This is a genomic window from Streptomyces sp. NBC_00654 (assembly GCF_026341775.1).
GTDB lineage: Bacteria > Actinomycetota > Actinomycetes > Streptomycetales > Streptomycetaceae > Streptomyces.
Genome location: NZ_JAPEOB010000003.1, coordinates 917,402 through 942,078, shown reverse-complemented (window position 1 = coordinate 942,078; position 24,677 = coordinate 917,402). Strand labels below are relative to the sequence as shown.

Annotated in this window: 21 protein-coding genes; 8 read left to right on the top strand and 13 right to left on the bottom strand. The window is 73.4% G+C overall.

The window, feature by feature from the left end; genetic code table 11:
- Window positions 1–208 precede the first annotated feature (208 nt).
- Both OHA98_RS36625 and OHA98_RS36620 read left to right on the top strand, forming a co-directional pair.
- A complete protein-coding gene (locus OHA98_RS36625) occupies window positions 209–925 on the top strand; it encodes an allophanate hydrolase subunit 1 (protein WP_266932584.1) in 717 nt (238 codons plus the stop codon).
- Window positions 922–1,800, top strand: a complete 879-nt coding sequence (locus OHA98_RS36620) for a biotin-dependent carboxyltransferase family protein (protein WP_266932582.1) — start codon at window positions 922–924, stop codon at window positions 1,798–1,800. The genes OHA98_RS36625 and OHA98_RS36620 overlap by 4 nt, the downstream gene beginning before the upstream one ends.
- Window positions 1,801–1,890: 90 nt before the next feature.
- Here OHA98_RS36620 and OHA98_RS36615 read toward each other — a convergent pair whose 3' ends face one another.
- Window positions 1,891–4,197: a cation-translocating P-type ATPase gene (locus OHA98_RS36615; RefSeq protein ID WP_266932061.1), complete on the bottom strand. Its 2,307-nt coding sequence runs from the start codon at window positions 4,195–4,197 to the stop codon at window positions 1,891–1,893.
- 237 nt (window positions 4,198–4,434) lie between these two features.
- On the opposite strand from OHA98_RS36615, the gene OHA98_RS36610 reads away from it, so the two are divergent.
- Window positions 4,435–5,124: a copper homeostasis protein CutC gene (locus OHA98_RS36610; RefSeq protein ID WP_266932060.1), complete on the top strand. Its 690-nt coding sequence runs from the start codon at window positions 4,435–4,437 to the stop codon at window positions 5,122–5,124.
- 141 nt (window positions 5,125–5,265) lie between these two features.
- On the opposite strand, the gene OHA98_RS36605 is transcribed toward OHA98_RS36610, so the two are convergent.
- Window positions 5,266–7,338: a UvrD-helicase domain-containing protein gene (locus OHA98_RS36605; protein WP_266932059.1), complete on the bottom strand. Its 2,073-nt coding sequence runs from the start codon at window positions 7,336–7,338 to the stop codon at window positions 5,266–5,268.
- Between the two features lie 417 nt (window positions 7,339–7,755).
- Here OHA98_RS36605 and OHA98_RS36600 point away from each other — a divergent pair, with 417 nt between their 5' ends.
- Window positions 7,756–7,944, top strand: a complete 189-nt coding sequence (locus OHA98_RS36600; RefSeq protein ID WP_266932058.1) for a hypothetical protein — start codon at window positions 7,756–7,758, stop codon at window positions 7,942–7,944.
- A 59-nt stretch (window positions 7,945–8,003) separates the two neighbouring features.
- Here OHA98_RS36600 and OHA98_RS36595 read toward each other — a convergent pair whose 3' ends face one another.
- A complete protein-coding gene (locus OHA98_RS36595; RefSeq protein ID WP_266932057.1) occupies window positions 8,004–9,647 on the bottom strand; it encodes a DNA repair helicase XPB in 1,644 nt (547 codons plus the stop codon).
- 342 nt (window positions 9,648–9,989) lie between these two features.
- A complete protein-coding gene (locus tag OHA98_RS36590) occupies window positions 9,990–12,503 on the bottom strand; it encodes a helicase C-terminal domain-containing protein (RefSeq protein ID WP_266932056.1) in 2,514 nt (837 codons plus the stop codon).
- Between the two features lie 63 nt (window positions 12,504–12,566).
- Between OHA98_RS36590 and OHA98_RS36585 the strand changes: the two genes are divergently transcribed.
- Window positions 12,567–13,844 carry a hypothetical protein gene (locus tag OHA98_RS36585; RefSeq protein ID WP_266932055.1) on the top strand — a complete coding sequence of 426 codons (1,278 nt, stop codon included), beginning with the start codon at window positions 12,567–12,569 and terminating at the stop codon, window positions 13,842–13,844.
- Window positions 13,845–14,146: 302 nt separating this feature from the next.
- Here the strand turns inward: OHA98_RS36585 and OHA98_RS36580 are convergent, their stop codons facing one another.
- Genes OHA98_RS36580 through OHA98_RS36565 form a run of 4 tightly spaced genes read right to left on the bottom strand, consistent with a single transcriptional unit; the run spans window position 14,147 to window position 18,094 of the window.
- A complete protein-coding gene (locus OHA98_RS36580; RefSeq protein ID WP_266932054.1) occupies window positions 14,147–15,127 on the bottom strand; it encodes an ABC transporter substrate-binding protein in 981 nt (326 codons plus the stop codon).
- Window positions 15,124–15,996, bottom strand: a complete 873-nt coding sequence (locus tag OHA98_RS36575; RefSeq protein WP_266932053.1) for an ABC transporter ATP-binding protein — start codon at window positions 15,994–15,996, stop codon at window positions 15,124–15,126. Before OHA98_RS36575 ends, OHA98_RS36580 begins: the two co-directional genes overlap by 4 nt.
- Window positions 15,993–17,087, bottom strand: coding sequence for an iron chelate uptake ABC transporter family permease subunit (locus OHA98_RS36570; protein WP_266932052.1), 1,095 nt, complete (start codon window positions 17,085–17,087; stop codon window positions 15,993–15,995). Before OHA98_RS36570 ends, OHA98_RS36575 begins: the two co-directional genes overlap by 4 nt.
- Complete coding sequence (locus OHA98_RS36565) at window positions 17,084–18,094, bottom strand: iron ABC transporter permease (protein WP_266932051.1); 1,011 nt, start codon at window positions 18,092–18,094, stop codon at window positions 17,084–17,086. The genes OHA98_RS36570 and OHA98_RS36565 overlap by 4 nt, the downstream gene beginning before the upstream one ends.
- Before the next feature lie 154 nt (window positions 18,095–18,248).
- Between OHA98_RS36565 and OHA98_RS36560 the strand changes: the two genes are divergently transcribed.
- Complete coding sequence (locus OHA98_RS36560; RefSeq protein ID WP_266932050.1) at window positions 18,249–18,890, top strand: HAD family hydrolase; 642 nt, start codon at window positions 18,249–18,251, stop codon at window positions 18,888–18,890.
- 1 nt (window position 18,891) lies between these two features.
- On the opposite strand, the gene OHA98_RS36555 is transcribed toward OHA98_RS36560, so the two are convergent.
- Window positions 18,892–19,131, bottom strand: coding sequence for a hypothetical protein (locus tag OHA98_RS36555; protein ID WP_266932049.1), 240 nt, complete (start codon window positions 19,129–19,131; stop codon window positions 18,892–18,894).
- A 169-nt stretch (window positions 19,132–19,300) separates the two neighbouring features.
- Between OHA98_RS36555 and OHA98_RS42810 the strand changes: the two genes are divergently transcribed.
- A complete protein-coding gene (locus OHA98_RS42810) occupies window positions 19,301–19,684 on the top strand; it encodes a cold-shock protein (RefSeq protein WP_323179698.1) in 384 nt (127 codons plus the stop codon).
- Window positions 19,685–19,725: 41 nt separating this feature from the next.
- On the opposite strand, the gene OHA98_RS36545 is transcribed toward OHA98_RS42810, so the two are convergent.
- From OHA98_RS36545 to OHA98_RS36530, 4 genes are read right to left on the bottom strand one after another with little or no spacing between them, the layout of a single operon-like run.
- Window positions 19,726–20,610: a 1,4-dihydroxy-6-naphthoate synthase gene (locus OHA98_RS36545; protein WP_266932048.1), complete on the bottom strand. Its 885-nt coding sequence runs from the start codon at window positions 20,608–20,610 to the stop codon at window positions 19,726–19,728.
- Entirely contained in the window at window positions 20,567–21,301 is a 735-nt protein-coding gene (locus tag OHA98_RS36540; RefSeq protein ID WP_266932047.1) for a futalosine hydrolase, read from the bottom strand. Before OHA98_RS36540 ends, OHA98_RS36545 begins: the two co-directional genes overlap by 44 nt.
- 5 nt (window positions 21,302–21,306) lie before the next feature.
- Window positions 21,307–21,786 (bottom strand): DUF2771 domain-containing protein, encoded by a 480-nt coding sequence (locus OHA98_RS36535; RefSeq protein ID WP_266932046.1) that lies wholly within the window; start codon window positions 21,784–21,786, stop codon window positions 21,307–21,309.
- Between the two features lie 27 nt (window positions 21,787–21,813).
- The gene (locus tag OHA98_RS36530) at window positions 21,814–23,259 is read right to left on the bottom strand and encodes an MFS transporter (RefSeq protein WP_266932045.1); all 1,446 of its coding nucleotides are present in this window, start codon (window positions 23,257–23,259) and stop codon (window positions 21,814–21,816) included.
- 361 nt (window positions 23,260–23,620) lie between these two features.
- Here OHA98_RS36530 and OHA98_RS36525 point away from each other — a divergent pair, with 361 nt between their 5' ends.
- Window positions 23,621–24,547, top strand: a complete 927-nt coding sequence (locus OHA98_RS36525; protein ID WP_266932044.1) for a DUF3027 domain-containing protein — start codon at window positions 23,621–23,623, stop codon at window positions 24,545–24,547.
- The last annotated feature ends 130 nt before the right edge of the window (window positions 24,548–24,677 follow it).

Sequence of the window (24,677 nt, the reverse complement as noted above, 5' to 3'; positions counted from 1 at the left end):
GGAGCGCGAGGCACCCGGAGGGGCCGGGGCGTTGGGAGTGCCGGGAGCGTTGGGAGTGCCAGGGGCAGCGGGAGTGGTGCCCGGGGCGCGTGAGGCGGCTCCGGTGCCCGGGGAATCCGGGGCGCGTGAGGTGTCCGGGAAGTCCGGCGCGCAGGCGGCTCCCGGGGAATTTGGGGTGCGGGCGGCTCCCGGGGGATCCGGGGTGCGGGTGCTTCCCGCCGGGCGGCGGGCGTTCCTCGTCGAACTGGCCTGCGGCGAACACGCCGAGGCCTTCCACGCGGAGCTGCTCCGCCGCCGCGCCCGCGGTGAACTCCCCGCCGTCCGCGAGATCGTCCCCGGTGCCCGTACGGTGCTCCTCGACGGCATCGCGGACCGCACGGGTGACGCCCTGGCCCGGTTCGCCCGCGACCTCGCCTCCTGGCCGATACCGCCGCTGCGCCGCGAAACGGGCGAGGCGGTGGAGATCCCCGTCGTCTACGACGGCCCGGACCTCGCCGAGGTCGCGGCGGTCTGGGGCGTCGCCGTGGACGAGGTCGCGCGTATCCACTCCCGTGCCGAATTCCGGGTGGCCTTCTGCGGCTTCGCGCCCGGCTTCGGCTATCTCACGGGGCTGCCCGAGCAGTTGCACGTGCCCCGGCGTACGACCCCGCGCACGAAGGTCCCGGCCGGGGCGCTGGCCCTCGCCGGGCCCTATACCGGGGTCTACCCGCGCCCCTCGCCCGGCGGTTGGCAGCTCATCGGCCGGATGCCGGAGCCGGGCGCCCTGTGGGACCCGGCCCGCGAACCGGCCGCCCTCCTGGGGCCGGGCACCCGCGTGAGGTTCGTCCCGGCGGGGAGTGCGGTGGAGCGCACGGCTACGGGGAGTGCGGTGGAGCGCACGGCCGCGGGAACGACGGCGGAGCGTACGGCCGAGACATGCCCATGACCCCTCACACGCTCGACGTGATCCGTGCCGGTGCCCTGACCACCGTGCAGGACGAGGGGCGGACGGGCTGGGCGCACCTCGGTGTGGGGCGGGCCGGAGCCCTGGACGCGCCCGCCGCCCGGCTGGCCAACCGGCTGGCCGGCAACCCGCCCGGCGCGGCCGTCCTGGAGACCACGGTCACCGGCTGCGCGGTCCGCCCGGCCCGGTCCGTGGTGGCCGTCGTCGGCGGTGCGGGGTGCCGGGTGACGGTCGACGGCAGGCCGGTGGCCTGGGGCGCCCCCGTCCGCGTACCGGCGGGTGCGGTCCTCGACGTGGGGCCCGCGCTGACCGGGCTGCGCGGCTATCTGGCGTTCGCGGGCGGCCTGGTGCCGGAACCGGTGCTGGGCAGCCGCTCGGCCGACCTGCTCTCGGGGCTCGGGCCCGCGCCCCTGCGCGACGGGGACGTACTCCCGCTGGGTCTCCCACCCGGCCCCCCGGGGGCGTACGGGCTCCCGCTCCCCGACGCCGTGCCCTGGCCCGCCGCCCCCACCGAGCTGGTGCTCCCCGTGCGTCCGGGCCCCCGCCACACGTGGTTCACCGAAGCCGCGCTGCGTACGCTCACCACCGCCGCGTACCGGGTCTCGCCGCACAGCAACCGCATCGGCCTGCGCACCGAGGGACCGGCCCTGGAGCGGGCCCGCGAGGGGGAGCTGCCCAGCGAGGGGCTGGTGCTCGGGGCGATCCAGGTGCCGCCGGACGGGCGGCCCGTGGTGTTCCTCAACGACCATCCGACGACCGGGGGTTACCCGGTCGTCGGGGTCGTGCCGGAACCCGCGCTCCCGGCGGCGGCGCAGGCCGTGCCGGGAACGCGGGTCCGGTTCGTCGTGGGCGGATAGCCCTGGGCGGACAGTCGGCGGCGTCAGGAGTCCCGAACGCTCAGGAGTCCCGAACGCTCAGGAGGTTCGACGCTCGGGAGTCCCCAACGCTCAGGAGGCCTTGAAGCCCCGCAGTCGCAGCGAGTTGCCGACCACGAAGACCGAGGAGAAGGCCATCGCGGCCCCCGCGATCATCGGGTTGAGCAGTCCGGCCGCGGCCAGCGGCAGGGCCCCGACGTTGTAGGCGAAGGCCCAGAACAGGTTCGTCCGGATGGTGCCGAGCGTCCGGCGCGAGAGCCGGATGGCGTCGGCGGCGGCCCGCAGGTCGCCCCGTACCAGCGTCAGGTCACCGGCCTCGATCGCGGCGTCCGTGCCGGTTCCCATCGCCAGGCCCAGGTCGGCCTGGGCCAGTGCGGCCGCGTCGTTGACGCCGTCGCCGACCATGGCGACCGAACGGCCCTCGGCCTGGAGGCGCTTGACGACGTCGACCTTGTCCTCCGGCATGACCTCGGCGTAGACCTCGTCGATGCCGACCTCGGCCGCGACCGATTCCGCCACGGCCCGGTTGTCGCCGGTCAGCAGGATCGGGGTGAGACCCAGGGCCCGCAGCCGCACGATGGCTTCCGCGCTGGTGTCCTTCACCGCGTCCGCCACCTCCAGGACCGCCCGCGCCTCGCCGTCCCAGGCGACCGCGATGGCCGTACGGCCCGCGGCCTCGGCCTGCGACTTCAGGCGCTCCAGCTCCACGGGGAGGTGGATCTCCCACTCCGCGAGGAGCTTCTCGCGGCCCACCAGCACCGCGTGGCCCTCGACGATGCCCTGGACTCCGAGGCCCGCGATGTTCGCGAAGTCCTCGGGGGTGGGGAGCGTGCCGACCTCGTTCATGGCGCCGGTGGCCACGGCTTGGGCGATGGGGTGTTCGGAGGCGTGTTCGAGGGCTCCGGCGATGCGGAGGACGTCGTTGCGGTCGGTGCCGTCGGCGGTGTGGATGTCGAGGAGGGTCATCCTGCCGGTGGTGACGGTGCCGGTCTTGTCGAGGACGATGGTGTCGACGCGGCGGGTGGTTTCGAGGACTTCGGGGCCCTTGATGAGGATGCCGAGCTGGGCGCCGCGTCCGGTGCCGACCATGAGGGCGGTGGGGGTGGCGAGCCCGAGGGCGCAGGGGCAGGCGATGATCAGTACGGCGACGGCGGCCGTGAACGCGGCGGTGAGGCCCGCCCCGTTGCCGAGCCAGAAGCCGAGCGTGCCGAGCGCGAGGGCGATCACGACGGGGACGAACACGGCGGAGATCCGGTCGGCGAGGCGCTGGGCGGCGGCCTTGCCGTTCTGGGCGTCCTCGACGAGCTTGGCCATCCGGGCGAGCTGGGTGTCGGCGCCGACCCGGGTCGCCTCGACGACGAGCCGGCCGCCCGCGTTGAGCGTGGCCCCGGTGACGGAGTCGCCGACGCCGACCTCGACGGGGACGGACTCGCCGGTGAGCATGGAGGCGTCGACGGCCGAGGCGCCCTCGACGACGGTGCCGTCGGTGGCGATCTTCTCGCCGGGGCGGACCACGAACCGGTCACCGGTCTGGAGGTCGGCGGTCGGCACGGTCACCTCGCGCCCGTCGCGCAGGACGGTGACCTCCTTGGCGCCCAGCTCCAGGAGCGCCTTGAGCGCGGCGCCCGCCTTCCGCTTGGAGCGGGCCTCGAAGTAGCGCCCGGCCAGGATGAACGCGGTCACTCCGGCGGCGGCTTCGAGATAGATGTTCCCGGCCCCGTCGCTGCGGCCGATGGTGAGCTCGAACGGGTGGGTCATGCCGACCATGCCCGCCGTGCCGAAGAACAGGGCCCACAGCGACCACAGGAACGCGGCCGAGGTGCCGACGGAGATCAGGGTGTCCATCGTGGCCGCGCCGTGCTTGGCGTTGGTCCAGGCGGCGCGGTGGAAGGGCCAGGCGGCGTAGGTGACGACGGGGGCGGTGAGGGTGAGGGAGAGCCACTGCCAGTAGTCGAACTGGAGGGCCGGGATCATCGACATCGCGATGACCGGCACGGCGAGCAGCACGGCGGTCAGGAGCCGCTGTCGCAGCGGCCGCAGCGCGTCGTCCTCGGCCGCCTCCGCGTCCCCGGGGCCGCCGGCGGTGTTCCCGGGGCCCTGTGCGCGCGGTGCGGGCTCCTGCGCGGTGTATCCGGTGGCCTCGACGGTGGCGATCAGGTCCTGAACGGAGATGTCCTCGCCCCGGTAGCTGACCTTGGCCTTCTCGGTGGCGTAGTTGACGGTCGCCTCGACGCCGTCCATCCGGTTCAGCTTCTTCTCGATGCGGGCCGCGCACGAGGCGCAGGTCATGCCACCGATGGCGAGCTCGACCTCGGCGGCGGTGCCGCCGGCGGTACCGGCGGCCGTGGTGCCGGCTGCGGTTGCGTGGTGCGCGGACACGGGTTCCTCCCTGGGTGGGCGTTTATACCCCTAGGGGGTATGTGGTGCTGATTCATATATACCCCCCACCCCTATGAAAAGCAAGGGATTCCCGCGACCCGTCTCACTCGTCTGCGGCGAGCGCTCGCGCAGGTTCGCGATCACGCGTTCACATGGAGAGCTGCGCCCTCAGGTGACTGACCCGTAGGCTGGCTATTGGACTAGACCTATAGCTGGTTTCTGGAGGAATGGGGATCCATGAGCAACCGTGCAGTCCTGGAGGTGATCGCGCTCGACGCTGAGGACGCGGTCGCCGCTCAGGCGGGTGGTGCGGACCGCCTCGAACTGGTCACCGACATGGCCGCTGACGGCCTGACCCCGTCCCGGGAGACCTTCGCGGCGATCCGGTCCGCCGTGGACATTCCCCTGCGCGTGATGCTCAGGGTGGCGGACGGGTTCGCCGTCGGTGACATCGACGTACTGCTGGAGAAGACCCGCGAGATGCGGGCGGAGGGTGCCGAGGAGTTCGTCTTCGGCTTCCTCGACGAGGACGGGTATCCCGATCTCGTGGCCGTCGAGCGGATTCTCGCCGAGCTGGACGGCTGCCGGTGGACCTTCCACCGGGCGATCGACCGGGCTCCGGACCGCGATGCCCTGCGCAAGCAGCTCGCGGATCTGCCCGGCCTCGACACGTACCTCACGGCAGGTTCGCCCGCCGGGGTCGACGAGGGCATCCCGACGCTCCTCGCCGAGGCGGCGCGCACGCGCGAGCCGGGCTACGAGCCGCAGATCCTGGTCGGCGGCGGTCTGCACCTGCACCACCTGCCGCGGCTCCTCGCGGCGGGCATCGACGCGGTCCACATCGGCGGCGCGGCCCGCCCGCGCGGCTGGTCGCATCCGGTGGACGCGGCGGCGGTACGGGAGTGGCGCGAGGCTCTGGACGGCTGACGGCTGACGGCTGACGGCTGACGGGTGGCCGGGGGAGGCGGTGGCCGGGCCACCTCCTTCCCCGGCGGCGACCCGGCCGGGCGCGTACGGCAGTTGCGCCGTAACAGCGACAGCGGGCCCTCCGACGCCCCGCCGCGACACCTACCGCAGGGCCGCCGGCAGCTCCGCCGCGTGGACCACGGTCAGCCCCGACACGGCTCGGGTGAGCGCCACGTACAGGCGGCGCAGGCCCGTCCGTTCGTCCGGCTCGCCGTCCACCACCGCCGCGGGCTCGTCGAGCACGACGTAGTCGTACTCCAGGCCCTTCGCCAGCGACGCCGGCACCAGCGTCAGCCGGGACTCGGCGCTGGTCTCCTCACCGGGGGACAGCCAGGAGTGACCCGCCCCGGCCAGCGCCTCGGCCAGCGCCGGAATCCGGGCGTCGGCGGCGATCAGGCCGATCGACCCCTCGTGGCCCAGCGACTCCTCGCACGCCGCGACCACCGCCGCGTCCAGGGCGTCCGGGCCCGCGACCTCCCGCACGAGGAGCGACCCCGGCGACTCACGCACCGACTCGACCGGCGCCAGGCCCGGGGAGATCTCCGGCAGCAGCCGCGAGGCGTACGCGATCACCTCGCGCGGCACACGGAAGCCCGCCGTCAGCTCCTCGACCACCGCGTCCGCCTTGCCGAGGTGGAACAGCGCCTGCTCCCAGCTCTGCGTCGACCAGGGAGTCGTCCCCTGCGCGAGATCGCCGAGCACGGTCGCCGAACCGGTCGAGCAGCGGCGCCCCACCGCCCGGTACTGCATCGGGGACAGGTCCTGCGCCTCGTCGAGGACGACATGGCCGAGCGAGTGCGTACGGGCGACCAGGTCATGGGCCTCGTCGATCAGCACCGCGTCCGCCGCCGACCACTTCACGGACTTCACGCTCCGGGCGGGCTTCGCCCACAGGATCTGCTTCTGCTCGTCGGCGGTGAGCAGGTCCTGCGCGTGAGCGGCCAGGAACTCCGCGTCCGACAGCAGCCGCAGCACCAGCTTCGCCGGGTCCACCGCGGGCCAGATCGCCTTCACGGCGGCCTTCACCGCGGGATTGCGGGCCACCGTGTTCTGCACCCGGTCGTCGGGTGCCTCACCGGCCTCCTCCATCCGTACGAGGACGGCGTGCGCGATCCGCTGCGGCAGCGCCTCATGGGCGGAGCCGTAGCGCATGTCGCGGGCCAGCAGCTCGTCGACCATCTCCGCCAGCTCGTACGCGGGCACCCGCCAGCGGCGCGACCCGCGCACCACCACGACCGGCTCGGCCGGGGGTGTCACATGCGAACGTATGGCCCGCCGCAGCACCTGTGCCATCCGGGCGTCGCCCTTGATGACGGCGGCCGCCGCCTCGTCCGTGCCCCGGACCTCGACCTGTGCCGTGACCAGGTCGTCGACGGTGGCTTGTTTCACCTCCAGCTCGCCCAGGGCGGGGAGGACCTGCTCGATGTAGTGGAGGAAGGACCGGTTCGGCCCGATGACGAGTGTGCCGGTACGGGCCAGCCGCTCGCGGTGGGCGTACAGCAGATACGCGACACGGTGCAGGCCGACGGCCGTCTTGCCGGTGCCGGGACCTCCCTGGACGCAGACCGTGCCGCCCAGGTCGCTGCGGACGATCTCGTCCTGCTCGGGCTGGATCGTGGCCACGATGTCGCGCATCGGTCCGACGCGCGGCCGCTCGATCTCGGCCTGGAGGAGCCGACTGGTGCGGGCGGCCTCCTCCGGGTCGGTGAGGTGCTCGTCCTCGTACGCGGTCAGCTCGCCGCCGGTGTAGCCGAAGCGGCGGCGCAGCCCGACGTCCTGGGGGTTCTTCGGGGACGCCTGGTAGTACGGCTGGGAGACCGGCGCCCGCCAGTCGATGACCATCGGGTCTCCGGCGGCGTCGTGCACATGGCGCCGTCCGATGTAGAACTGCTCGCCCTCGGCGCCCTCGGCCAGCTCGCCGCCGACCGCGTGCAGATAGTCGAGGCGGCCGAAGAACAGCGGGGTGTGGGAGAGGTCGGCGAGCGCTTTGATGCGGTCGTCGATCTGGGCCTGGAGCACGACGGCGTTGACCCAGTTCGCGGTGACATCGCGGATGTCGAGGGCCTGGACGTCCTCGCGCATGGCGCGCAGGGCCGCCCGGGACGCGGCGAGGTGGGCTCGTTCGTGTGCCAGGGGGTCGGTGGTGGAATCGCTTTCTGCTACGTGCGCGGGCACGGTGTTGCCTCCGGCTCTTCAACGCAGGACGGCGGACCGCGCACTCCGGTGACACGGGAGTCGACGCGGTCCGCTCTCAAGGGCATTCGCACAGGGGTACGCGCGGCTTGCGCGTACGAGTGCGGCTCATGGGCTGTCGACCGGTTTCCGTCCGGCCGGCGGCGCTCCCCCGGCTGCCGGTGTGAGGCCGGTACCACGGTGCGGGAGGCGGGCAGACGGAGGAGTGTATCGATCACCGGCCGTCCCGTCGAAACGGGATCCCGTACGGCCGCGGCCCGGACGGGCATCGTCCGGTGGGCGTACGGCGGGCCGGCAACCCGTAGGGGACGCCGTGCGACCGGAGGTCTACCCGCCGGCCCCACCGGTTCCGCCCGCGGACCGACGCGTTCGCGGGGGCGTCCGGAGCACCATGGATACATGAGCACCGTCACCCTGAACCCACGCAGGACCGGCCCCGCGCACGGCGCGACAGCGGCCACCGGTCACCACCGGCCCCACCGCGTCGGCGACGCGCTGCGCGCCCTCAAGGTCTTCACGCGGACGGCGTTCGGCGTCGTCGTCCTGGGGGAGTACGCGGAGGAGGCGGGCGTACGGCGCACCCGATGAGTACGCCGTACCCGGGAGGCGCCGAGGCCCCGCCGCCCCGTCCGCCCTCGTGCGCCGCCTCAGCTGTCGGTCAGCAGCTCGTCCGCGTCGATGATCCGGTACGCGTACCCCTGCTCGGCCAGGAACCGCTGGCGGTGCGCCGCGAAGTCCTGGTCGATCGTGTCGCGGGCGACCACCGAGTAGAACCGCGCCTCGTGCCCGTCGGCCTTCGGCCGCAGCACCCGGCCCAGCCGCTGCGCCTCCTCCTGACGTGACCCGAACGTCCCCGACACCTGAATGGCGACGGTGGCCTCGGGCAGGTCGATGGAGAAGTTGGCGACCTTCGACACGACGAGCACGCTGATCTCACCCTGCCGGAACGCGTCGAAGAGCTTCTCGCGCTGCGCGTTGCTCGTCTCCCCCTTGATGACCGGCGCGTCCAGGTGCTCGCCCAGCTCGTCGAGCTGATCGATGTACTGCCCGATGACGAGGGTCTGCTCGCCCTGGTGCTTGCGCACCAGTGCCTCCGTCACCTTGCGCTTGGTCGCGGTGGTGGCGCAGAACCGGTACTTCTCCTCGGCCTCGGCGGTCGCGTACGCGAGCCGCTCCGAGTCCGTGAGGTTGACCCGGACCTCGACGCAGTCGGCGGGCGCGATGTAGCCCTGCGCCTCGATCTCCTTCCACGGGGCGTCGAACCGCTTGGGCCCGATGAGCGAGAACACGTCCGACTCGCGGCCGTCCTCCCGCACCAGTGTCGCGGTGAGCCCGAGCCGCCGCCGGGCCTGGAGGTCGGCGGTGAACTTGAACACGGGCGCGGGCAGCAGATGCACCTCGTCGTAGATGACGAGGCCCCAGTCGCGCGAGTCGAAGAGCTCCAGGTGCGGGTAGACGCCCTTGCGCCGCGTCGTGAGCACCTGGTAGGTGGCGATGGTGACCGGCCGGATCTCCTTGCGGGTACCGCTGTACTCGCCGATCTCCTCCTCGGTCAGCGAGGTCCGCTTCACCAGCTCGTGCTTCCACTGCCGGGCCGAGACGGTGTTGGTGACCAGGATGAGCGTGGTCGCCTTGGCCTCGGCCATGGCCCCGGCGCCGACCAGCGTCTTCCCGGCGCCGCAGGGCAGTACGACGACCCCGGACCCGCCGTGCCAGAACCCGTCGACGGCCTGCCGCTGGTAGGGCCGCAGTGCCCAGCCGTCCTGGTCCAGCTCGATGGGGTGCGCCTCGCCGTCCACGTACCCGGCGAGGTCCTCGGCCGGCCAGCCCAGCTTCAGCAGCGTCTGCTTGATCTGCCCCCGCTCGGAGGGGTGCACGGCCACGGTGTCCGGATCGATCCGGGCCCCGACCAGCGGCGCGACCTTCTTCGAGCGGAGGATCTCCTCCAGCACGGGCCGGTCGGTGCTGGTCAGCACCAGACCGTGCACCGGGTGCTTGGACAGGGTGAGCCGCCCGTACCGCGCCATCGTCTCGGCGATGTCGACGAGCAGGGCGTGCGGCACGGGGTAGCGGGAGTACTCCACCAGCGCGTCGACGACCTGCTCGGCGTCATGCCCGGCGGCGCGGGCGTTCCACAGCCCGAGCGGGGTGAGCCGGTACGTGTGGATGTGCTCGGGCGCACGCTCCAGCTCCGCGAAGGGCGCGATCACCCGGCGGCAGGCCTCGGCCTGCTCGTGATCGACTTCGAGGAGCAGCGTCTTGTCGCTCTGGACGATGAGGGGTCCGGTCACGCGCTTCGGCCCTTTCTGCGGGGGTGCGGCCGCTGCTGCGGCCAAACGTCCAGTGTGCCGCATGCGGGGTGAGCGGTGGGTGGCTCACGCCACAGAGGTTCGGCAGGCGCGGAGCGAGGCCGGACACCGGGGCCCGGCGGACGGCTGGTGGAGAACGATGGCCTGTCGGCAGGTCGTCGGTCCGGGGGAGGAGCCACGTGTCACAGCCGCCCAGTGAGCAGCCACAGCAGACACAGCCGTTTTCCACGCCCCGCCCGACCCACGCCCCCGCCTGACCCACAACCCCGCCCGATCCACGACCGCGCCCGATCCACGACCGCGCCCGATCCATGGGCGCAGGCTCTAGGGCTTCGCGTCGTCGGCCAGTTCGGCCACGCCCGTGATGCGGTGCAGGGGGTACGTGCGGACCTCGTCGGCCGTGTGGTCGTACGCCGTCACGAAGCCGCCCTCCACCCGGACCGGGGCGATCACCCGTTGGCTGGCGGCGCCGTCCGCGTTGACGTAGCCGATCCAGACCGCCGCGCCCGTCATGGCGGCGGCCTGGACCGTGGCCAGGGTCTCCGCCGACGTCGTACGGGGCAGGGACCCGGCGGAGACGGGGGTCTCGGGGCCCTCTCCGGTGTCCTTGCGGACGACCGTCGCGGCCGTGTCCCCGGCCCGGATCGCCCGGACCGCCGCGCCCAGCAGGGTCTCGTCCGGGACCGGCGGGCCCTCGGGCACGGGTACGGGCGCCGAGCGGGGCGGGGTGCGGCGGGCGCCCGCCCGGGTGATCAGGACGTCGCCCTCGGCGGACTCGGCGGCCGGGGCGTAGCCCATCTCGCGCAGCCCTTCGAGCAGGGACGCCGGGTCGGCCTGGGCGGCCAGCACGGTCGGCGCGAGCCTGCGCAGCCGCAGCGTGGCCGAGCGCTTGTCGGCGAGGATCTCGTTCAGCACGGCCTCGTCGTCGCAGCGCACGTACGCCGACGCGGAGCCGATCCGAAGATGGCCGTGGCGGCGGGCCACGTCGTCGATGAGGTAGCTCAGCGGCTGCGGCACCGGCGTACGGCTGTGCGCGGCCAGGAACGCGTGCAGGTCGGCGGCGGCCTGCCCGGCGTCCAGCGCCCGGCGTACCGAACCGGGGGTGAAGCGGTAGACCGTGGCCCCGCCCTTGGACTCGACGTCCGCGAGGACCGACAGCATCTCGGCCAGCGGGCGCTCCAGCGGGCCGGGGGCGACGGCCGTCAGGTCGGCCTGGAGCAGCACATGGCTGAGCGGTTCCGGCAGGAGCGGGGCGAGGAGGGCGGCGGCCGCGCCGGGCCCGTCGGCCAGCAGCGCGCGGGCCTGCGAGGAGAGGGCACCCCGGCCCGTGATGCCCAGCAGCTCCGCCTCGTTGACCGTCCACAGGGCGATCCGGGACCGCAGGTCGGAGGTGTCCCCGGGGGCGGAGGGCGAGGCCTCGGCGGGCCTGGGAGCCCCCGGCATCCCGGCGCCCCGCGCACCCCCGCGCAGCGGGCGTTCCCAGCGCAGCCGGGCCAGCAGCGTCACGGGGTCGGGCGCCGTGCCCGGCGGCAGCGCGGCGAACAGGGCCAGCACCCGGTGGCGTACCTCCGGCGCGGCCGAGCGGTCCAGTTCGGGGCCGAGTGCGGACAGCGCCCGGCCCTTGGCGTCCTGGCCGCCGACCAGACCGGCGGTGCGGGTGGCGGCGAGCCAGGCGGTGGCGAGCCGTGCCCAGCGGTCCTGGGCGGGGAGTTCGAGCCAGTCGTCGTACGCGGGCGTCGCCGCGTACCGTTCGTCGCTCTCCCCGTCGGCGGCCAGCAGCCCGGCCGCGTGGGCGAGTTCGACCCAGAACGCGGCGACCGGCTCCGTCACGTCCATCGCGTTCGCGGCCCGCTTCAGCTCACGCACGCTGAGCCCGCCCGCGCGCAGGATCGCCGGGCCGCCGCCGTTCCAGAGCTTCAGCAGGTCCTCGATGGTGGACAGGGCCGTGAACGCCTGGCCCGCCGCCGCTCCGTCCACAGCCTGGGGATCGCGCTCGGCCGCCGCGGCGACGACCGGCGGCACCGGTTCCGGTACGCGGTGGGCGCGCCCGGCCCGCAGATGCAGCGCCGCCTCGCGGGGCAGTACGACGGTGCGCGTCGACACCGGCAGCAGCAGGCCGCGGTCGCGCAGCCACCGGACCGGCGGCGTGGGGTTCGGTGTGATCTCCCCGTACGGCGGCCCCCACACCAGCCGGTCCAGCACGGACAGTGCCTCGGCCGGGGCGGTGTCCAGCAGGGCCGCCATCCTGGTCCGGTCCGTGAACAGACCGGCCAGCGCGGTGACGGCCGAGACCGGGTCGTGCGTGGCGGGCAGCCCGACGGCGGTCAGGATCTCCTGGAGGCGGCCGGGCGACATGCCGGCGGTCGCCTCGGCGACCGTCGGGCCGAGGCCGGTGGGGGAGGGGTGCTGCGGGGACGGGGCGAGCAGTTCCCTGGCCGTACGGACCAGGCGCAGCCGGTCGTCCTCGCCCCAGACGAGGGCCTGTTCGCGCAGCGTCGCCAGGGCGGCGGGCAGCGCGGCGGTGATCGCGCTCCCCGCGTCGTCGCGCTGGTCCCCGTCGTCCTGGCCGTCCCCCGTGAGCAGGGACAGCAGCGTGCCGTACGGGGCCGGGTCCGGTGCCACGGCCAGTGCCTCCGCGGTCTGGAGCGCGAACCGGTCCAGGTGTTCCAGCGCGCGGACGACGGAGGCACGGGTGCCCGCTCTCGTCGCGAGCTGGGTGATGTCGTTCGGCACGGGGCTGAGGAGGTCGGGGCGGGCACGCAGCAGCCCGGCCAGCGATTCGTCGGCGCGGGCGCGCAGAGCTTCGGCGAGCGTGCGCGGTGGTGTGGTCGTCCCCATCCGTCCCACGGTAGCCGCTGGAACGCTACCGTCGGGGCAGGGCCGGTAGAGGGGAACCATCGAGTGGGGATCGAGAGCGACCAGCTCGTCTACGACTATCTGAGCCGGGTCGGGGACCTGGCCCAGCAACAACAGCTGCCCTCGGGTGCCCGGATGCGGCTCGTCTCGACGCTTCGGGGCGAGATCGACCGGCAGCGCCACCAGGACGGCACGGGCACCCCGGCGGCGGTGCGGCGCATCATCGGCAGGCTCGGTACGCCGGACGAACTGGTGGCCGCGGCGGCCGAGTCGGGCGACGGATCGGTGCCGCTGCCGTCGGCGCGGAGCGCGGAGCGCGGAGCGGGCGGTGGGTCCGGCGGCGGGCAGTGGCGCGGCCTTCCCCGGCCCCGGAGCGGGCTGCTCCGCAAGGAGCCGAAAGACAGTTCCGGGCGGGGCGCGTCGGAAGCGCCCGAGAGCCCGGGAGAGGGCCGGGAGCGCGGGGAGCGCGAGGAGAGCCGGGAGAACCGGGGAAGCCGGGGAAGCCGGAAGGGGAGCGGGGGCGCGGCGGACGCGGCCGAGGACACCGCCGCCCCGGCGCACGACTGGCCGGACCCCTCCGCACCGCATGTCCTGGGCCTCGACCAGCAGGGCCCGTCCGGCGGCGAACCCGACTGGTGGCGCATCGCGCCGGGGTCGTTCGGCGACGGCGAGCGCGTACCGGGATTCGTCGGGGGTGTGGAGATCCCCGAGATCTTCAGGCCGCCGAGGCCGCCGAAGCCCCGGCGCGACCCGGACGCGGACGAGGAGGCCGGCGACCGCGACGACCGCGACGCCCTCGACGACTTCGACGGCGAGAAGGGCGGGGCCGGCGAGAACGGCGAGGACCGCGAGGGCGGGGCCGGGACCGGGAAGGGCGGGGAGCAGCCCGCGAAGGGCGCCCGCGTACGCCTCGGGCTGCCGAGGCTGCGCCGCCGCAAGGCAGCCGCCGCCGCGCCGGAGCCCGCCGCCGCGACGAAGACCGCCCGGTTCGCGCATCCGCTGCTGCTCCTGGCCGCCGCACTGCTGGTCGGCGGCGCGGTGACGGGCTCCTGGCTGGCACTCGCGGGCGGCTGGCTCCTCGCGTACAGCTCGCGCACCCTGTCCCGGGCCGAGGCGAAGTGGGCCGCGATGGGGCTGCCGGGCGTGGTGGTGGCAGCCACCGTGGTGTGGGTGTGGGGCCGGATGGAGGGGCGCTGGGGGGAGCCCATCGCGGAGGGCGGGATGGGGGACGTCCTGGTGGGCGCCTGGCCGGTGGTGCTCCGGGTGGCGGCGGTCGCCTCGGCGCTGTACCTGGTGTGGCGGGCGCGAGGACGCGCCGCCTGAGCGGGACCGGGCGGCCGGTCCGGCCGGGCCGTCACCGGGCGCGCCCCGACCCGCGCCCGCGCACACGGGTACGCGCACGCACACGGGACCGGGACCGGCACCCCCGCCCGCGCACGCACACGGGACCGCGACCGGCACCCCGCCCGCGCACGCACACGGAACCCGGCACCGCGCCCGCGCACCGCGCCCGGGACACGGCACCGGTATCCGCCGCTACCGGTCGTACGACGCCCGACGGGCCGGTCCCCGTGTGCGGGGCCGGCCCGTCCGGCATCCGGGGCGGGAGGAGTCCCGCCGTCGGGTTACTTCGTCAGGCTGCTCTGGAACTCGTCCAGGATCTTGTCCGCGGCCGTGTAGCCGATGCCGGCGATCCACAGGCGGTCGTCGACCTTGAAGACCTTGTCGTTCTTGGACGCGGTCAGCCCCTTCCACAGGCCGCTGTTCATCGTCTTGGTCGTGCCCGCCTTGGCCGGGTCGCCGTACGTGGACGTGAAGATGACGTCCGCGTCCGCCAGGTCGATCTTCTCCGGCGACACGTCGTACGAGAACCCGTCCTTCGCCTTGTCCGTGATCGCGGGGCGGCCCATGCCGAGGTCGGCGAGGATCGAACCGATGTAGTTCTGCTTGCCGTAGATGCGGATCTCGGCGCCCTCGACGAACCGGATGAAGTTGACGTCCGTGGCCGCCGCCTTCTCCTTGCCGCCGATCGCCTCCGTCACCTCCGCCACATGGGCGTCGTACTTCGCGATGACCTTCTTGGCCTCGTCCTTCTTGCCGAGCGCGTCCGCGTGCAGCTGGAAGTTCTCCTTCCAGGCGCTGCCGGTGGCCTCGGTCATCACGGTCGGGGCGATCTCGCTGAGCTGCTCGTAACGGTCACCGTCACGGACCTTGCTCGTGAGGATCAGGTCGGGCTTGAGCGCGGCGACGGCCTCCATGTTCGGGTTGGCGATCTCACCGACCTCCTTGATGCCCTTCGTCCCGCTCGCGGGCAGGTAGGAGGGGAAACCGTCCTCCGACGCCGAGTGCGTCGCGCCGACCGGCCGGATGCCCAGGCTGAGCGCGGAGTCCAGCTCGCCGGTGTCGAGGACGACGACCCGCTTCGGATCCACGGGGACCTCGACGTTCCCGTTCGCGGTGCTGACCGTGTGCGTCCTGCTCTTGTCCTCGGTGGAGCCGGAGGCCGAGCCGTGCTCGGTGGAGCCGCACGCGGAGAGGGCGAGCGCGGCGGTCACGGCGAGGGAGGCGACGACCGGGCCACGGCGGTTGCGGAAGGGGACGGTCATGTCTGTGGAGCCTTTCGGAGAGGGGAATGGGGAGAAGTCCAGGGGGCGCCGGGCACGACGAGCGGCGAACCCGTCACCGGGTCCGGGACGATCACCGCCTCCAGGCCGAAGACCTCGCGCACGAGCTCGGCGGTGACGACGTCGCGCGGGTGGCCCTCCGCGACGATCCGGCCCGCCTTCATGGCGACCAGGTGGTCGGCGTACCGGGCGGCCTGGTTGAGGTCGTGGAGCACGGTCACCACGGTCCGGCCGCGGGTGCCGTCCGCCGCCGGGGCGGCGAGCTGGCGCACCAGGTCCAGGACCTCCACCTGGTGCGCGATGTCGAGGTACGTCGTCGGCTCGTCGAGCAGCAGCAGATCGGTGTCCTGGGCGAGCGCCATCGCGATCCACACCCGCTGGCGCTGTCCGCCGGACAGTTCGTCCACCGAGCGGTCGGCGAGCGCCGAGACGTCCGTACGGTCCATGGCGTCCGTGACCGCGCGTTCGTCCGCCTCCGACCACTGCTGCCACCAGTGCTGGTGCGGCTGGCGGCCGCGGGCGACCAGGTCGGAGACGGTGATGGCCTCGGGGGCCACCGGGGTCTGCGGGAGCAGCCCGATCGACTGGGCGATCTTCTTCGTGGGGATCCTCGCCAGTTCGGTGCCGTCCAGCAGAACGGCCCCGTCGCGCGGCTTGAGGAGCCGGCCGAGCGCCCGCAGGGTGGTCGACTTGCCGCAGGCGTTCGGGCCGACGATGACGGTGACCCGCCCGTCGGGCACGGCGAGGTCCAGCTCGTGCACGACGGTGCGGTCCTCGTAGGCGAGGGTCAGCCCGCGGGCCGAGAGCCTGCTCGTCGTCCCCACCATGTCGGTCGGGAGGGTCTCGCTCATGCCTTGCCTCCACTGCGGCCGCTGTGGCCGCGGATGATCAGCCAGATCAGGTACGGGGCGCCGACCGCCGCCGTCAGAACACCCACCGGCAGTTCGGTGGGGGAGAAGAGCCTGCGGGCGAGCAGATCGGCGAGGACGACGATCACCGCGCCGAGCAGGGCGGAACAGAACAGCGGGATCTGCGCCGTGCGCGTCATCCGCCGGGCGATCTGCGGCGCGAGCAGCGCCACGAAGTCCACCGGCCCGGCCGTCCCCGTGGCCACGGACGCCAGGATCACACCGAGGGCGACGAGCCCGAGCCGTACCCGCCCCAGGCGTACGCCGAGCGCGGTGGCGGTGTCGTCGTCCATCGTGACGGTGCGCTGCGCCCGGGAGGCCCACAGCACGGCGGGCAGCAGGATCAGCAGCGTCCAGCCGATCGGGGCGGCCTCCTCCCAGCCGCGGCCGTTGAGGGAGCCGGTCATCCAGATCTGGGCCTGCTGGGCGACCAGGTAGTCGCCCTTCGTCAGGAAAAGCGTGGTGACCGACCGCAGCGCGATGGCGAAGCCGATGCCGATGAGGACGAAGCGGGTGGCGTGCAGCCCGCCGCGCCAGGCGAAGGCGTACACGAGGGCCGCCGCGGCGACGCCGCCGATCACCGACAGGTAGGGCAGGACGGCGTACGAGGTGATGCCGAAGGTCATCGCGCCGACCGTCAGCGCGCTCGCGCCCTGGCTGATGCCGATGATGTCGGGGCTGGCGAGCGGGTTGCGGGCCACGGTCTGGATCAGCGCGCCGGCGATCCCGAAGGCCACGCCGACGAGCAGCCCGACGACCATGCGCGGCAGCCGCAGCGTGCCCACGACCAGTTCGCTGGACGAGGGCTGTCCGAGGACCACCTTCACCGCCTCGACGGGCGCGACGAAGCTCTCGCCGACGCAGAGGTAGGCGACACAGACCAGGGCCAGCAGGACGACGAGGACGGCCGCCACGGCGGCGGCGCGACGGTGCAGCAGGAACCGTCCGCGCGTCCCGATCCGGACGAGCGAGTAACCGGCGGGCCGCACGGGGGGACGCACGGGGGGACGCACCGGGGTCATGGCCGCGTTCATGCGGGCACCGCCTTCCGGCGTACCAGGGTGACCAGGAACGGCACCCCGATCAGGGCCGTCATCACGCCCGCCGGGACCTCGCTCGGCGGGAACAGGACGCGGCCGATGACATCGGAGACGAGCAGCATCACGGGGCCGATGAGCGCGGCCATGGGCAGCACCCAGCGGTGGTCGTTGCCGACGATCGCACGGGCGATGTGGGGGACGGCGAGGCCGATGAAGGCGATCGGCCCGGCCGCGGCGACCCCGGCGCCGGTCAGCACGGTCGCCCCGATGCCGCCGACGATCCGTACGGTGGCGACCTTCTGGCCCAGGCCCTTCGCCATGTCCTCGCCCAGCGCGAGCGCGTCGAGCCCGCGCGCCACGGAGAGCACGAGGACCGTGCCGAGGAGGAGGAACGGCCAGATCTGCTGGGCCACCTCCGCCTCGCGCCCGGCGATGGAGCCGACCTGCCAGAAGCGGAACTCGTCCAGCGCGGACGCCTTCGTCGTGAGCACCGCCATCGTCACCGACACCAGCAGCGCGTTGATCGCGGCGCCGCCCAGCGCGAGTTTCACCGGGGTCGCACCGCCGCGCCCGCTGGAGGCGATGGCGTACACCGCCACGGAGGCGATCGCGGCACCCGCGAACGCGAACCAGACATAGCCGGTGAGGGTGTGGATCCCGGCGTACGCGATGGCCAGCACCACGCCCACCGAGGCGCCCTGGCTGATGCCGAGGATGCCGGGGTCGGCGATGGGGTTACGGGTGATGCCCTGGAGCACCGTGCCCGCCAGGGCCAGGGAGGCGCCGACCATCAGCCCGATGAGGGTGCGCGGCACCCGCATGTTCCGGATGACCTCGGCGGCGTCGGAGTTCCCGCCGTGCAGCAGCGCGTCGAAGACCTCGGAGGGGGCGATCGAGCGCGCGCCCACGGCGAGGCTGAGCAGAACGGCGAGCAACAGCGCGAGGACGGCCGCCGCCGTCGCGCAGGCGCGTCTGGAGAGGCGTGGTGCGGCGGCTGACATCTGACCCCATCGAAGCGGACACGGGCGCGCGCGGAGCGGTGGACGTGATGAGCGGTGGCGCATCACGGCGGCCGTCGGGACGCGTGCGAGGGAGGTAAGGCTTGGCTAAGTCTAGGCGGCGTGATTTCGCCGGTCGAGGCGGCCGGTGGGCACAATGGCCACCATGGCTCCGCATCCCCTGACGGTCGGCTTCGACCTCGATATGACGCTCATAGACTCCCGCCCCGGCATCGGGGCCAACTACCGGGCGCTGTCCGCCGAGACGGGCGTACCGATCGACACCGGCCTGGTCGTCAGCAGGCTCGGCCCGCCGGTGGAGGAGGAGCTGGCGAACTGGTACCCGGCCGACATGGTGGCCGCGACGGCCGACCGCTACCGGGAGATCTATCCCACACACGCGATCACCCCGACCACGGCGCTGCCCGGTGCGCGGGAGGCCATCGAGGCGGTGCGGGCGCTGGGCGGCCGGACACTCGTCGTCACCGCCAAGCACGAGCCGAGCGCCAGGCTCCACCTGGACCACCTGGGGATCGAGCCGGACGAACTGATCGGGCGGCTCTGGGCCGAGGCCAAGGCGCGCGCGCTGATCGGGCACGGCGCGCAGGTGTACGTCGGCGACCACACCGGTGACGTACGCGGGGCCCGCGCGGCCGGTGCTCTGTCGGTCGGCGTGACGACGGGCCCGTGCGACGCGGACGAGCTGCGCGCGGCGGGCGCGGACGTGATCCTGCCGGACCTGACGGGCTTCCCGGCCTGGCTGCGCGCCTTCGAGGAGAGCCGCGGCGGTCAGGGCTGAACTATGAGCGGCCGACGGCCCGCTTCGGGGAGCTGCTCCACGCCGACCGCACGACGCCCGCCGCCGCGATCAGGAACCCGACGCCCATCAGCATGCAGACCGCGTAGGCGATCGACGGGAACGGGTCCGTGCCCAGGAAGAGTGGGGCCACTGTGACCAGAGTGGCCAGTGCGCCGACGAAGAAAACGATCGCGCCGACCTGAACCAGCCGGTCACCTGCGCCAGAAGGAGTAGTACTCACCCCGCCAGGGTAGTTCCCAGCCCGGAGGAACCGTCCGGCGACGTCTTGTCACCGGCCCCAGGGCCATTAGCCTTGGACCCGGCGGGTCATGGGGGCCCGCTGTACTGCTATCCGGAGCCGTTTTCCCAGGCTCTCCGGCCCACCGACGAGTACGAGGACGAGGACAGACGTGCCCACCGGCAAGGTCAAATGGTTCAACAGCGAGAAGGGCTTCGGCTTTCTCTCCCGCGACGACGGCGGCGACGTCTTCGTCCACTCGTCGGTACTCCCTGCCGGAGTCGACGTGCTCAAGCCGGGCCAGCGGGTGGAATTCGGCGTTGTCGCAGGCCAGCGCGGTGACCAGGCGCTGTCCGTGGCCATTCTCGACCCCACCCCGTCCGTCGCGGCCGCTCAGCGCCGCAAGCCGGACGAGCTGGCGTCGATCGTCCAGGACCTGACCACGCTCCTGGAGAACATCACGCCGATGCTGGAGCGGGGTCGCTATCCCGACAAGGCCGCGGGCGGGAAGATCGCCGGCCTGCTGCGGGCGGTCGCCGACCAGCTCGACGTCTAGGGCGTGTGTCGAAAGTAGCGCCTTGCTCAGTCCCCGGTGGATCAGGGGAACGAGAGAGCGTTCGGGCCGAGGGGCGGTACGAGCCCCTCGGCCGCCGCGCGTGTCAGCAGGCCGCGGATCGCCGCGTAGCCGTCCGGCCCGAGGTCGGCGGTGAACTCGTTCACGTACAGCCCGATGTGCTGGTCGGCCACGGCCGGGTCCATCTCCTGGGCGTGCTCCTGGACATAGGCCCGTGAGGCCTCCGGTTCGTCCCAGGCCATCAGCACGGACGTACGTACAGAATCGGCCAGCCTCTTCAGCCTGTCGGCGCCCAGCGAGCGCTTGGCGATGATCGCGCCGAGCGGGATCGGCAGACCGGTCGTGTCCTCCCAGTGCCGGCCCATGTCCGCCAGGTTGTGCAGACCGTAGTTCCGGTAGGTGAACCGCGCCTCGTGGATGACCAGGCCGGCGTCCACCTTGCCGTCCCGCACGGCGGGCATGATCTCGTGGAACGGCATGACGACGATCTCGCCGACCCCGCCGGGGACGGCCTCCGCCGCCCAGAGCCGGAAGAGCAGATAGGCGGTCGAGCGCTCGCTCGGTACGGCGACGGTCCGCCCGGTCAGATCCGTACCCGGCTCCCTCGTCAGGACGAGCGGGCCGCAGCCCCGTCCCAGCGCACCGCCGCACGGCAGCAGGGCGTACTCGTCGAGGACCCAGGGCAGCACGGCGTACGACACCTTCAGCACATCCAGCTCACCGCGCTCGGCCATGCCGTTGGTGAGGTCGATGTCGGCGAAGGTGACATCGAGGGCGGGCGCGCCGGGGACCCTTCCGTGCGCCCAGGCGTCGAACACGAAGGTGTCGTTGGGGCAGGGCGAGAACGCGATCCGCAACGGGCTGTCAGCCGCTGCGGCCGGTCCGGTCGTTCCGGTGGTTTCGGTCATGCTGGGTCCAACCTTCCAGTACGGGTGCGGTCTTCCCGAACGCCCCGGTGAGCGCGGTCAGCGCGTCGCCGATGCGCCAGGCGTCCCGGTCGCGGGGGCCGACGGCGTTGGAGACGGCCCGCACCTCCAGCACGGGGACACCGGCCCGTTCGGCGGCCTCCGCGACCCCGAAGCCCTCCATCGCCTCGGCCAGCGCGCCCGGGTGCGCGGCCAGCAGGGCGGCGGCGCGCCGGGCGCCGCCGGTCACGGTGGAGACGGTGAGCACCGGGCCGGCGGCCGCACCGGTGGCGGACGCCACCTCCCGTACGAGCGCGGGCGGCGGCCGGAAGCGGTCCCGGCCGAAGCCGAGAGCGGTGACGGGCACGAAGCCGTCCGGGGTCTCGGCGCCCAGGTCGGCGGCGACGACATCGGTGGCCACGACGAGCGAGCCGAGGGGCGCGGCGGGGGCGAAACCGCCGCCGATACCGGCCGAGACGACGAGACCGTACGGCTCCGGGGCCGGCGCCGAGGCCAGGGCGAAGGCGGTCGCGGCCGCCGCGGCGGAGGGGCCCACGCCGCCCGCCAGCACGTCGAACGCGCCGGTGCGGTGCAGTTCGCCGCCGGGCACCGGCAGAACCTGCGGGGTGTCCCCGAACGCACGCGTGACCGCGTCCCGTTCCACCGGGACAGCGGTCACGACGAGCACACGCATGGGGGTCAGGACGTCTTCTTGAGCTCGAAGTGCCAGATGCCCGTGAGCTTCTTGCCCTTGGTCTCCACGATGGAGATCTGGGTCCGGCTGGAGGTCTCGCCGGTCTGGCTGGCGAAGAAGGCGCTGCCCGGGATCGACCGGTAGGTCTTCTTGTACGGCTCCTGCTCGGCCTGCTGGCCGTTGATGAAGAGCGTCCAGCCGTTGTCGGCGATCTCGGGGTCGACGCCGAAGCGGACCTTGTCGTCCATCGCGACCTTGACGGACTTCTCCGCCTTCTTGTTGAGGCAGCCCTGGATATCGGACTCCTTGAGGGCGTTGCCGTCGTTGTAGCAGGTCGCCTCGGAGCTCACCGAGTTGTCGCCGACCGTCACGGTGGCGAGCGGCGTCGGCTTGTCGCAGGCGGACAGGACAAGGAGTCCCGCGGACACGGCACCAAGAGCGACGCCGATTCGACGGCCCTTACCGGAGAAGAACGCAACGGTCATGGGCCGAAGGCTATCGGTCGCCCCCGCTCATGCCACGCGGGGGTGCGGCGTGCCGCGCCGCGCGGCGCCCAGCAGCCCCCGTACGGAGGTGGCGGCGCCCAGGGCCAGGATGGAGGCGGCGACCGACATGCCGAGTACTCCGTTGAGGGGCAGCGCGATGCCGATGCCGCCGCCGGCCACCCAGGCCATCTGGAGCAGTGTCTCGGACCGGGCGAACGCCGAGGTGCGGACCTCTTCGGGGACGTCCCGCTGGATCATGGCGTCCAGTGAGAGCTTGGACAGGGCCTGGGTGAAACCCGCGACCGCGCCGAGCGCGGCGACCATCACGGTGGAGAAGAACACCGCGGCGAGCACGGCGACGCCCAGGGCGAGGCCGAGGACGGTCGCGATGATCATCTCGGGGCCGCGGGCGCGGAGCCAGGAGCCCACCGCCGTACCGCAGGCGTTGCCCGCCCCGGCCGCGACGCCGACGATGCCGAGCGAGACGGCGGCGCTCTGGCCCGAGAGCGGCTGCTCGCGCAGCAGGAACGCCAGGAAGAAGATGAGGAAGCCGGAGAGCGCCCGGTGCGAGGCGTTCGCCTGGAGCCCGTGCAGGACGGAACCGCCGACGGAGCGCAGTCCGGGCGGCTTCTCCCTGGCCTGTTTCGCACCGTTGGCCCGGTCCTTGCCGCGGCCGCCGCGCCGGCCGCCGTCGGCCTTCGTCCTCGCGGCGGCCGGTCCGGCGCCCTCGGCGTGCGGGTCGACCAGGCGGGCCTTGCGCTCGCCCTTCGCGGAGTCGACCTTGGGCGGCAGGGTGAAGGCCAGGAACGTCCCCGTGAGGAAGATCGCGCACGCGCCGTAGAGCGGCCAGCCCGATCCGACGGTCTGCAGCCCGGCCCCGATCGGGGCCGCCACCCCCGTGGCGAGGAGTCCCGCCAGGGTGACCCGTGAATTGGCCTTGACCAGGGAGAAGCGGGGTGGCAGCAGGCGGGGCACGACCGCGCTGCGGACGACTCCGTACGCCTTGGAGGCGACCAGGACGCCCAGCGCCGCCGGGTACAGCTCCAGGCCGCCGGTGGCGACCGCGCCCGACATGGTGAGGGCCAGCACCGCACGGGCGAGCATCGCGCCCGCCATCGCGGCCCGGCGGCCGTGCGGCAGCCGGTCGAGCAGCGGGCCGATCACCGGGGCGAGCAGGGTGAAGGGGGCCATCGTGATGGCGAGGTACAGGGCGACCCGGCCGCGGGCCTCGTCCGTGGGGACGGAGAAGAACACCGTGGAGGCGAGCGCGACCGTGATCATCACGTCGCCGGCGCCGTTCACCGCGTGCAGCTCGATCAGTTTGCCGAGGCCGGATTCCCCGGCGCCGTGGGCGTGCGTCGCCTTCCGGATGCCTTTCGCGGCGCCCGTGAACGGGGTGTGCAGGGCATGGCCGATCGACCGGCCCGCCCTGCGGAGCGGGCCGGAACCGTCGTGCGACCTGGCGGCAGCCACCTCGTCATAGTGCCCCAACCCTCGTCCCGATGAACCGTGATCGGCCGCTGGCGCGGCGCGGGATGCCCCGTCGGACCAGTGAGCGGCAGAACGGATACGGCACGTTTGGGACGGGCAGGTGGGCGCGGGGCGGCGGAGAGGGTAGCGTGCGTAACGCGCCACCGGCGGTTGTTCTTGGCCGCGCGCCTCTCCGCGATCCCGCAGAATGGATAGCAGAAGGCGCGCCCGAGGCAGGCACAACGGGTGTGGACGTCGACGCGGCCCCCAGGTCCGCTCCGCCCGCAGCTGTCATGGCCGAAAACAGCAATCGCACAGCAGCTGGCGCGCTCGTGAGACTGGCGTATGGAGAGAAGCGAGACCTGTGAGTGCTGCGACGACGCGAAGCCGTACGGCCCGTACCCCTGTTCCCGACCGCCTGTGCGCCGAGGCGGTAGACCTCGCACGCGCGGCGGCCGAGGAAGCGGCCGCGCCAGGAGTGGTCGGTGAACACTCGGGGGTCGTCTCCGAGGGAGACCGGGTCGTCACCCACTACTTCGAGTGCGAGGAGCCCGGCTACCGGGGCTGGCGCTGGGCGGTGACGGTCGCCAGGGCCTCCCGGGCCAAGAACGTCACCCTGGACGAGACGGTGCTCCTGCCGGGGGCGGACGCCCTCCTGGCCCCCGAATGGGTGCCGTGGAGCGAGCGGCTGCGCCCGGGTGACATGGGCCCCGGCGACCTGCTGCCCACCGAGGCGGAGGACATCCGCCTGGAGCCCGGCTACACCGGCGAGGACGAGCCCCCGCCGAACTCCGCGGTCTCCGAGGAGCTGGCGGACCTCGTCGACGCCGAGGACGCGGAGCTGACGTTCCGGCCGGTCGCGACGAGCCGCGGTTCCATCGCCGCCGTCGCGGACGAGCTGGGCACCCGGCGCGCCCGGGTGCTGTCCCGGTACGGGCTGCACGCGGCCGCCGACCGCTGGGACGAGGCGTTCGGGCCGAAGACCCCGATGGCACAGGCGGCCCCGGCCACCTGCGTGAGCTGCGCGTTCCTGGTGCCGATGACGGGCTCCCTGAAGCAGGCCTTCGGGGTGTGCGCGAATGAGTTCGGCCCGGCCGACGGCCATGTGGTGTCGCTGTCCTACGGATGCGGGGGCCACTCCGAGGCGGCGGTGATGCCGAAGCCGCCGAAGCCCGCCCCGCACGCCCTGGACACGCTCCAGGTGGACGAGTACCCCCTGCGCCCGGCACGGGACAGCGGCTCCGTCCCGGACGAGACGGACGGGCCGACGGAGGATCTCGGCCACTCCTGAGAGCCCGCCGGGCGGCCTCCGGGACCCGGCGCGCGGCAGACCCACCCGGCAGACCCACCCGTCCGGCGACGGAGCACGACGCCGGACGGGCCCGGTTCTGTGCCCGTCCGCCGTCGCGGTACCTTCGGGC